At 70.6% G+C, this 8,359-nt stretch carries 8 protein-coding genes; 3 read left to right on the top strand and 5 right to left on the bottom strand.

From position 1 onward, the window contains the following. On the bottom strand, nt 1-1,363 hold a 1,363-nt coding region (locus tag AC1D1T_RS12825; protein ID WP_477991950.1), incomplete at its 3' end, for a heavy metal translocating P-type ATPase. A gap of 135 nt (nt 1,364-1,498) precedes the next feature. Here AC1D1T_RS12825 and AC1D1T_RS12820 point away from each other — a divergent pair. After that, complete coding sequence (locus AC1D1T_RS12820) at nt 1,499-1,690, top strand: heavy-metal-associated domain-containing protein (protein WP_047500812.1); 192 nt, start codon at nt 1,499-1,501, stop codon at nt 1,688-1,690. Between the two features lie 107 nt (nt 1,691-1,797). On the opposite strand, the gene argB is transcribed toward AC1D1T_RS12820, so the two are convergent. After that, the gene (argB, locus tag AC1D1T_RS12815) at nt 1,798-2,733 is read right to left on the bottom strand and encodes an acetylglutamate kinase (RefSeq protein ID WP_047500810.1); all 936 of its coding nucleotides are present in this window, start codon (nt 2,731-2,733) and stop codon (nt 1,798-1,800) included. A gap of 62 nt (nt 2,734-2,795) precedes the next feature. Further along, the gene (locus AC1D1T_RS12810; protein WP_477991949.1) at nt 2,796-3,233 is read right to left on the bottom strand and encodes a Cd(II)/Pb(II)-responsive transcriptional regulator; all 438 of its coding nucleotides are present in this window, start codon (nt 3,231-3,233) and stop codon (nt 2,796-2,798) included. A gap of 72 nt (nt 3,234-3,305) precedes the next feature. Here AC1D1T_RS12810 and AC1D1T_RS12805 point away from each other — a divergent pair, with 72 nt between their 5' ends. Continuing rightward, nucleotides 3,306-4,001: a cation efflux transmembrane domain-containing protein gene (locus AC1D1T_RS12805; protein WP_477828536.1), complete on the top strand. Its 696-nt coding sequence runs from the start codon at nt 3,306-3,308 to the stop codon at nt 3,999-4,001. 33 nt (nt 4,002-4,034) lie between these two features. After that, a complete protein-coding gene (locus tag AC1D1T_RS12800; RefSeq protein WP_477828537.1) occupies nt 4,035-4,868 on the top strand; it encodes a tetratricopeptide repeat protein in 834 nt (277 codons plus the stop codon). A 6-nt stretch (nt 4,869-4,874) separates the two neighbouring features. On the opposite strand, the gene AC1D1T_RS12795 is transcribed toward AC1D1T_RS12800, so the two are convergent. Together AC1D1T_RS12795 and AC1D1T_RS12790 are read right to left on the bottom strand one after the other, a co-directional pair. Further along, the gene (locus AC1D1T_RS12795; protein ID WP_477991948.1) at nt 4,875-7,463 is read right to left on the bottom strand and encodes a CHASE domain-containing protein; all 2,589 of its coding nucleotides are present in this window, start codon (nt 7,461-7,463) and stop codon (nt 4,875-4,877) included. 12 nt (nt 7,464-7,475) lie between these two features. Next, on the bottom strand, nt 7,476-8,276 hold the full coding sequence (locus tag AC1D1T_RS12790; protein WP_052211290.1) for a substrate-binding periplasmic protein: 801 nt from the start codon (nt 8,274-8,276) through the stop codon (nt 7,476-7,478). Between the last annotated feature and the right edge of the window lie 83 nt (nt 8,277-8,359).

Genomic DNA, 8,359 nt, shown 5'->3' with positions numbered 1-8,359 from the left:
CCGCCAGCGTGTGCTCGCTGCCGGCCTGCAGCGCCGCGCTGTCGGCGAGCAGCGCCTGCGCATCGCCGTCCGCCGCCTCGCACGCGACGAGCTCCGGCCGGCCCTCGGTCAGCGTGCCGGTCTTGTCGAACGCGACGATGTCGACCTGGCGCGCGCGTTCCAGCGCCTCGGCGTCCTTGATCAGGATGCCGCGCCGCGCCGCGACGCCGGTGCCGGCCATCAGCGCCGCCGGCGTCGCGAGGCCGAGCGCACACGGGCACGCGATCACCAGCACCGCCACTGCATTCAGCACCGCCTGCTCCCAGCCACCGGTCGCCATGCCCCAGCCGAGCAGCGTGACCAAGGCCAGCGCCAGCACGACCGGCACGAACACCGCGCTGACGCGGTCGACCAGCTGCTGGATCGGCGCCTTCTTCGCCTGCGCGGATTCGACCAGGTGGACGATGCGCGACAGCGCCGATGCGGCGCCGAGCGTCGTCGCACGCACCAGCAGCAGCCCTTCGCCGTTGACCGCCCCGCCGATCACGCGCGCGCCCGGCTGGCGCAGCACCGGCAGGCCTTCGCCGGTGATCAGCGATTCATCGACGTGGCTCTCGCCTTCGAGCACCTCGCCATCGACCGGCAGGCGCTCGCCGGCCCGCACCACGACGAGGTCGCCGACCTGCAGCTGCGCGATCGGCAGGTCGCGCTCGACGCCGTCGCGGCGCACGCGCGCCGTCTGCGGGCGCAATGCGTTCAGCGCCTGGATCGCATCGGTGGCCTGGCGCTTCGCGCGCTGCTCCAGCCACTTGCCGAGCAGCACCAGCGTGATCACCACCGCCGACGCCTCGAAATACAGGTGGCCGTGGCCGCCCTGCGCCCCATGCGCCAGCAGCTGCTGCACGCTGAGCCCGAAGGCGGCCGAGGTGCCGAGCGCGACCAGCAGGTCCATGTTGCCGGCGCGCGCGCGCAGCGCCTTCCAGCCGGCGCGGTAGAAGCGGGCGCCGAGCACGAACTGCACCGGTGCAGCGAGCAGCAACTGCAGCCAGCCCGGCAGCATCGCCTCGATGCCAGCGAGCGACAGCAACATCGGCAGCACCAGCGGCAGCGACAGCGCGGCCGCCACGATCACCGGCCAGGCTGGCGCTGCGGTAGTGGGCGCCTCGTCGTCCTCGTGCACATGCGCCGCGTAGCCCGCCTTCTCGACCGCCGCGAGCAGCGCCGCGGCATCGCCGCCGCGGGTCTGCACCTCGGCGCGCTCGGTCGCGAGGTTGACGGTCGCCGACACCACGCCGGGCACGCGCTGCAAGGCTTTCTCGACGCGCGCGACGCACGACGCGCAGGTCATGCCGCCGATGCTGAGGGACAGGGAGTTCGTGTTCATGACGCGACTGTCGACCTTACCATCATGGCAAGGTCAAGGCCTTGTGCGTCGTGGGGCTTCGCGCCGAGGCTTGACCTTGCCATCGTGGCAAGCTTCACAGTGCGTCACTGTCGACCAATGTCATTGGAGAGAGAGATGATCGAGTTTCAAGTGGACGGGATGAGCTGCGGCCACTGCGTCAAGGCGGTGACACAGGCGCTGAAAGAGGCGGATCCGCACGCGCTGGTGGTGGTGAACCTGGCGGAGCACACCGTCGAGGTGGAATCGGCGTCGGACCGAAGCCTCCTCGCGGCGGCGTTGACGGAGGCAGGCTACCCGCCGAAGTAACGCGCCAGGCGAAGCCTGGCGCCCCCATCAAGCAACGCCCGCGGAACCGGCTTTGCCGGGCCGCTGGGTAGCGCCCCTTGGGGGCAGGAGCGAAGCGACTGGGGGGCTCAATGACTCCGGATCATCGTGCCGTAAGCCTGCTCGGTCAGGATCTCGAGCAGCATCGCGTGCGGCACGCGGCCGTCGATGATGTGCACGGTGTTCACGCCGTTCTTCGCGGCATCGAGCGCCGAAGCGATCTTCGGCAGCATGCCGCCGCTGATCGTGCCGTCGTCGAACAGCTCGTCGATCTCGCGCGCCGACAGGTTGGTCAGCAGCTTGCCCTGCTTGTCGAGCACGCCGGGGATGTTGGTCAGCATCAGCAGCTTCTCGGCCTTCAGCACCTCGGCCAGCTTGCCGGCGACCACGTCGGCGTTGATGTTGTAGTTCTCGTTCTCCGAGCCGAAGCCGAGCGGCGAGATCACCGGGATGAACTGGTCGTCCTGCAGCGCCTTGACGACCGACGGATCGATCGACTCGATCTCGCCGACCTGGCCGACATCGTGCACCTTGGTCGGGTCGTCGCGGTCGACCATCTTCAGCTTGTGCGCGCGGATCAGCCCGCCGTCACGCCCGGTCAGGCCGACGGCCTTGCCGCCGACCGCATTGATCAGCCCGACGATGTCCTGCTGCACCTGGCCGGCCAGCACCCACTCGACCACTTCCATGGTCTCCTCGTCGGTGACGCGCATGCCCTGGATGAAGGTGCCCTTCTTGCCGATCTTGGCCAGCGCGTCCTCGATCTGCGGCCCGCCGCCGTGCACCACCACCGGGTTGATGCCCACCAGCTTCAGCAGCACCACGTCTTCGGCGAAATCCTGCTGCAGCGCCGGATCGGTCATCGCGTTGCCGCCGTACTTGATGACCATGGTCTTGCCATGGAACTTTCGGATGTACGGCAGGGCCTGCGCCAGGATCTCCGCCTTGTCGCGCGGGGCGATGTGCGAGAGGTCGGGACCGTGGTTGTGACCGACGGGCTTGTCGGCGGGGGGCTCGTTGTTCATGAGGAGGCTTTCCGGAACGCGGCCGCCACGGACCGCTGCGGCGCGAATTGTAGGGTCGGGATTCAGGTCGTGTGCACGCCGCGGCCGGTCGGGGGCACGCCGCCCGGCGCATCCTTCGACAGCGCCATCACGATGCCGCAAAGTTCGTGCATGCGTTGCGGGCCGCACACCTGCGTCAGCAGCTCCAGCTGGCGCTCCAGCACCTGCAGGCTCGCCAGCCGCTCGCGCACGTGCGCCAGGTGGCCCTCGATCACCGCATCCACCTTCGAGCAATCGGCCTGCGGGTGGTCCAGGAAGTCGAGCAGCGGGCGCACTTCGTCCAGGCTCATGTCCAGCGACCGGCAGTTGCGAATGAAGCGCAGCCGTTGCACATCGGCCTCGGTGTAGCGGCGGTAGTTGTTGCCGGCGCGCGCCGGCAGCGGCAGTAGCCCGGCCTTCTCGTAGTGCCGGATGGTGTCGGCCGGCACGCCGGTGGCTTCGGATACATCCTTGATGCGCATGGGGACTTGACCTTGGAGGGACTCCAGGCTTTCGAATGTGCCACAGCGCTTCCGCCTTGCCACGAGTTGTCCATGTCACGACATTGCTGCGATCACGACAACCAGAGCCACGCCCACGACGGGGCAGGCGGCCACGGCCATTCCCATGACCACCTGCCCACCGGCCCGGTGTCGGCCGGCTACCGCCGCGTGCTGTGGGTCGCGCTGGCGCTGAACGCCGGCATGGCCGTGCTGGAGATCGGCGGCGGCGTGCATGCCGATTCGGCCTCGCTGCTGGCCGATGCGGCCGATTTCTTCGGCGATGCCGTCAACTACGGGCTGAGCCTCGTCGCGCTCGGCATGGCCGCGGTCTGGCGGCCGCGGGTCGCCTGGCTCAAGGGCGCGACGATGGCGGTCTATGGCGCCGGCGTGCTGGGGCTGGCGCTGTGGCATGCCTGGTACGGCGCGTCGCCGGCACCGGCCACGATGGGCTGGATCGGTGCGCTGGCGCTGGCGGTGAACCTGGGCGTCGCGCTGCTGCTCTACCGCTTCCGCGAGGGCGATGCCAACATGCGCTCGGTGTGGCTGTGCAGCCGCAACGATGCGATCGGGAACGCCGCGGTGCTGCTGGCGGCGGTCGGCGTGTTCGGCACCGGTACGATGTGGCCCGATGTCGTGGTCGCGCTGCTGATGGCCGGCCTCGGCCTGCAGGGCGGCATCGCCGTGATGCGGCACGCCCGGGCCGAGCTGCGGCAGGCCCTTGTGACCGGCGCATCGGCCCCCACCTGAAGGCCGCAGATTCCTTATGAAAGGCAAACGGACATGAAACGACTTCTTGCCATGCTGGCCTTCGTGGCCATGGGTCTGGTGTCGGCCGCGGCGTTCGCGCTGCCGTCCGTCACCGATGTGCAGGCCGAGGTGCAGAAGGGCAACTATGCCCAGGCCGAGGTGCTGATGCGCGACGTGGTCGCGGCCAAGCCCGGCAGCGCGAAGGCGCACTACGTCTACGCCGAGATCCTGGCGCACAACAAGCGCTTCGAGTTCGCGCTCCAGGAGGCCCGCCTCGCGCAGCAGCTCGACCCGGCGATCGGCTTCACGCAGCCCGACAAGTTCAAGAGCTTCGAGCAGCTGCTGGAGCGTGAGCAGCGCGCCACCACCTCGGCCGGCGGCACGGCGGCCGGTACCGGTACCGCGGCGCAGGCACCCCGCGCCGCCGCGCAGCGCAGCAGCGGCATTCCCGGCTGGATCTGGGGCGCCGGCTTCGCGGTGATCGCGGTGCTGCTGTGGCGCATGTTCAGCGCCCGCCGCAACGTGCAGTCGATGGCGCCCGCCTACGGCGGCATGCAGAGCGGTGGCTACGGCCCCAACTACAGCCCGATGGGCGGCGGCCAGGGCAGCGGCATGCTGGGCACCGGCCTGGCAGCGGCCGGCGGTTTCGCGGCCGGCATGCTGGCCGAGAAGCTGCTGGACGGCCACCGCGACGGCGGTTCGTCGTCGGCCAGCCCTGCATCGGATGGCGGCATGAGCCCCGGCTACTTCGACAACGGCGCGGCCGACGAGCTGTCGAGCCGCTCGGTCGATTTCGGCTCGGGCGGCGACTGGGACAGCGGCGGCGGGGGTGGTGGCTCGGACGGCGGCGGCAGCGACGGCTGGTGATCCCTGTCACCCGGCGCCCGGCGCCGGGTTCAGCACGGCATGCACGATGCCGCCCAGCTGCTCCAGCGTGTACTCCTTCTGCATCAGGCCCTTGACGCCGGCCTGCTGCGCCGCGGCCCGCATCTCGTCGGAGATGAAGCCTGAGCTGATCACCACCGGCAGGTCGGCGCGGATGCGCGCGATCTCGGCCGCCAGCTCCATGCCGGTCAGCTCCGGCATGTTGTAGTCGGTCACCACCAGGTCGTAGGCCGCGGGATCGGCCTGCAGCTTCGCTGCCGCGTCGCGCGGCTGGTCGATGCCGGTCACGCGGTAGCCGGCGCGCTGCAGCAGGCTCTCCACCATCAACAGCATCGCCGGGTCGTCGTCGACCACCATCACGTGCTGGCCGCGGCCCGCCGGCACGCGCGCCGGCTCGGCGGTGGCGTCGGCGCGCTGCGGCCGGAGCGGCAACAGCGGGAAGTAGAGGTGGAAGGTGCTGCCGCGCCCCGGCTCGCTCTCGACATCGATCGCGCCGGCATGCGCCGTCATGATGCCGTGCACCACCGACAGCCCGAGGCCGGTACCCTGCCCGACCCGCTTGGTGGTGAAGAACGGCTCGAACACACGGGCGCGCGTGGCCTCGTCCATGCCGACGCCGTTGTCGGCCACCCACAGGTGCACGCACGGACCCGGCGCCAGTTCGCCCAGGCGCTGCGCCTCGTCGGCGTCGATGCGGCGCTCGTCCAGCCCGATCGTGATGCGCCCGCTGCTGCCCTGCAGCGCATGCCAGGCGTTGGTGCACAGGTTCAGCAGGATCTGCTGCACGTGCGTGGCGTCCGCGCTGACGAACAGCGGCCGGTCCTCGAGCGCCAGCACGAGCTCGACCGTCGCCGGCAGCGTCGAGCGCAGCAGCGCGATCGACTCCTCGATCATCGGCCGCATCGGCTGGCTCACCAGCTCGTGCGGCTGCATGCGGCTGAACGCGAGGATCTTCTGCACCAGGCTGCGCGCGCGCACGCCGGCCATCTCGATCTGCTTCAGCGGCGGCGTCGCGCCGTGCGCATCGTCGAGCCGGTCGCGGGCCAGCGACACGTTGCCGAGGATCGCCGCCAGGATGTTGTTGAAATCGTGCGCGATGCCGCCGGCCAGCGTGCCGATCGCCTCCATCTTCTGCGACTCGCGCAGCTGCGCCTCGAGCAGCGCGCGCCGGGCCTCGGCCTGCTTGCGCTCGCTGATGTCGGTCACCATGCCGAGCGAGCCGACATAGCGGTCGGCCTCGTCGAACACCGGCGTGACCGACATCGACACCCACAGCGGCTGCCCTTCGCTGCGCAGCATGCGCAGCTCGACGGCCTCGACGGTGCCCGGCCGGCGGCTCGCCAGCACGGCCGGCGCCAGTTGCCCGCCGGGGTCGTCGACGAACTCGGCGAGCGGGCGCTCCAGCATGTCGGCCGCGCCCTGCCCGAGCAGCCGCAACAGCTTCGGGTTGACGAAGGACAGGCAGGCCTGCGCGTTGACGAGCCAGATGCCCTCGTTCGCGGTCTCGACGATGCGGCGGTAGCGCCGCTCGCTGTCGCGCAGCTCGCGCGTCATCACGCGCGCGACGCTGTAGGCGCGCATGCGCCCGGTCGTGAGCTGCCAGGTGAGCGCGGCCAGCAGCAGGCTCAGCCCGATGCCGGCGAAGCCGATGATGCGCGCCGATTCGCGGTGGTGGCGCGCCTCGAACTCCGGCGTGCTGCGCACCTGCACCGTCCAGCTCTGGCCGGCCACGCCGATGTACTCCTGCGCCTCGAAACGCGCCGGCTGGCGGTCGGCCTCCGGCCCGATCGAGCGGTACATCAGCGCGTCGTCGCTCAGCTCGATGCCATCGTAGATGCGCAGGTCCAGGCCCGGCGTCGACTCGCCGTACAGGCTGGACATCAGGTCGCCGATGCGAAAGCCCGCCCACACCCAGGCCACCACGCTGCGCCGGCGCGCGGCCACGCTGTCGACCGGCTGCCCCGGCGCGTACAGCGGCAGCAGCATCAGGAAGCCGTACTGCGGCGCGTGGTCGGGCTCGGTGACGAGGCGGATGCGCCCGGTGGTCGCGACGTTGCCGGAATCGCGCGCCTTGTCGAGCGCGGCCCGGCGCGACGGGTCGGTGGAGATGTCGTAGCCGAGCGCGCCCAGGCTGCGCCCGACCGCCGGTGCGATGTAGGTGACCGGCACATAGCTCGCGCGCGGCCCGGGCGGGCGCACCTGGTAGCCCGGCACGCCGGACAGGCGCTGTGCGGCCTCGTGGGCCGCCACGTCGGGCCCCTGCACCAGCGGCCCGTAGGCGATCGCCTGCAGGCCGTTGAAGTCGACGCCGACCAGCAGCGCGTCGACATAGCGGTCGAAGTGCGCGCGGTCGACCGCGCCGGACGCGAGGAACAGGCCCTGCACGCCGCGCAGCATCTGCTCGTAGGCGGCCATGCGCTGCTCGATGCGGCTGGTGGCCTGGCGCAGCCCGAAGTCGAAGCTCGCGCGCAGCGCGGCCGTCTCGGACGCGCGCTCGTGGTGCCACGCGAGCGCGGTGACCGTCAGCGAGACGGCCCCGACCAGCAGCGACATCAGCAGCGGAAGGGCTCGCTTCACACCGGGCCCGTGCTAGAACTGCGTCATCGTGCGCGCCAGCTCGGCCGAGAAGTACTTCTCGAAGATGCGCCGCATGCTGCCGTCGGCCCGCATCTCGTCGATGAGTGCGCGCCAAGCCTGCTGCTGCGCGGGCGACACCGACTTCTTCGACATGATCAAGCCGTGCGGCACCGCCGGGTCGTCGAACTCGACGATGCGCGTCTGCGCGCGGATCGTGCCCTGCTGCACCGTCGGGTAGTCGAAGGGCTCGATGATCATCGCCTGCACGCGGTTGTCGAGCAGCACCTGGTACAGCGGCTCGAGGCTGGACGCATGGCTCACGCGGCCCTGCGCATCGAGCGCGTCGACCAGGCGGTTGGCGGTCGGGCTGTAGCGGAAGCTGCGGATCACGCCGAGCTTGAGCTGCGGGTTGCGCTCGAAATCGGCCAGCGCGGCGACGTTCGCATCCTGGCGCACCAGCAGGTAGTACTTGTTCGACACGTACCAGGCGAACGCGGCGAACTGCTCGCGCGCCGGGTTGGTGATGCCCGACAGGCTGAAGTCGAGCGCGCCGCCCTCGATCAGCTGCCAGATGCGGGCGCGCGGCAGCACCGAGACGATGAACTTGCAACCGCTGCGGCGCGACAGTTCGTCGGCGATGTCCTTGTCGATGCCCTCGCCGGTGACGCCCGAATAGAGCAGGCCGTGCTCATGCAGCGCGAGGCTCATCGGGCGGGGGCAATCGGGTTTGTCGGCCGCGATGGCGACCGCCGGAACTCCGCCGGCGGCCAGGAACAGCGCACACGCCCAGCCCGGCAACCAACGCGACGACATCTGCATGCTCGATCAAACCCCCTCGGCCCGCAGCATAGTCCCGCCGCGCGCCGCACGGCCTCGGGACTTGCCGCAACGAACGG

The organism is Rhizobacter sp. P2_H3, from assembly GCF_056403355.1.
Note: the sequence above shows the minus strand (reverse complement) of the source record. Positions and strands in the feature narration are given on the sequence as shown.

Bases quoted from the DNA above. Each gene is read 5' to 3' on its own strand.
- AC1D1T_RS12820 (WP_047500812.1), top strand. From the start codon at position 1,499: ATGATCGAGTTTCAAGTGGACGGGATGAGCTGCGGCCACTGCGTCAAG.
- argB (WP_047500810.1), bottom strand. From the start codon at position 2,733: ATGAACAACGAGCCCCCCGCCGACAAGCCCGTCGGTCACAACCACGGT.
- AC1D1T_RS12810 (WP_477991949.1), bottom strand. From the start codon at position 3,233: ATGCGCATCAAGGATGTATCCGAAGCCACCGGCGTGCCGGCCGACACC.
- AC1D1T_RS12805 (WP_477828536.1), top strand. From the start codon at position 3,306: ATGTCACGACATTGCTGCGATCACGACAACCAGAGCCACGCCCACGAC.
- AC1D1T_RS12800 (WP_477828537.1), top strand. From the start codon at position 4,035: ATGAAACGACTTCTTGCCATGCTGGCCTTCGTGGCCATGGGTCTGGTG.
- AC1D1T_RS12790 (WP_052211290.1), bottom strand. From the start codon at position 8,276: ATGTCGTCGCGTTGGTTGCCGGGCTGGGCGTGTGCGCTGTTCCTGGCC.